We start from the raw sequence: 856 nt of genomic DNA on the forward strand, positions 1-856 counted from the left end.
TTTAAAGAAAACAGTGAATATTTAGAACATCAGAAAAATCTAAACATCAAAGTTATCTTTGGTAACCCTCCTTATTCGGTAGGACAAAAAAATGAAAACGATAATGCAAAGAATACTCCTTATCCTATACTAGATAAACGTATTGCTGAAACTTATGCTGTTCATTCAAAAGCAAGTAGTATGCGAACGCTTTATGATAGCTATATCCGTGCAATCCGCTGGGCTAGTGACCGTATAAAAGACCGTGGTGTGATTGGTTTTGTTACAAATGCCGGTTTTATTAATGGAAGTTCTATGGATGGGTTACGAAAATGCCTCGTTGAAGAATTTAGCAGCCTTTATATTTTCCATTTACGGGGAAATGCTCGGACTTCTGGAGAACAACGTAAGAAAGAAAGTGGTGGAATTTTTGGTGAAGGATCTCGTGCCCCTATAGCGATTTCTATTCTCGTAAAAAATCCAAATGCACAACAGCATGGTAAGATATATTTTCGGGATATTGGAGATTATCTCACAAGAGAAAAAAAGCTTACGATAATTGAATCCCTTGGAAGCATTGATGGCATTACACGGAGCAAAAAAGGTTGGCAAATAATTACACCAGACGAATATGGTGATTGGATTAATCAACGTGATGAAAGTTTTGAGAGATTCATAGCATTAGGGGATAAGAAAAGTAATAATAAACAGCTTTTTGAAACGTTTTCTCTTGGTATCTCAACCAACCGTGATGCGTGGGCATATAACTCAAGCCATGAAACTTTAAAGAAGAACATGAGTAATATGATTACCTTCTATAACAGTGAAGTAGAACGGTTTAATGATACCTATCCACATATTGATCGTAAAATACGTG

At 36.0% G+C, this 856-nt stretch carries 1 protein-coding gene; it reads left to right on the plus strand.

Annotated features, from left to right (window positions below):
* On the plus strand, window positions 1–856 hold an 856-nt coding region (locus tag ACFIKI_RS08390; protein WP_375666753.1), incomplete at both ends, for a type ISP restriction/modification enzyme.

Origin of the sequence: Bartonella sp. TT121SHDZB, assembly GCF_042193415.1 — a bacterium.
In the GTDB taxonomy this organism is placed as follows: domain Bacteria; phylum Pseudomonadota; class Alphaproteobacteria; order Rhizobiales; family Rhizobiaceae; genus Bartonella.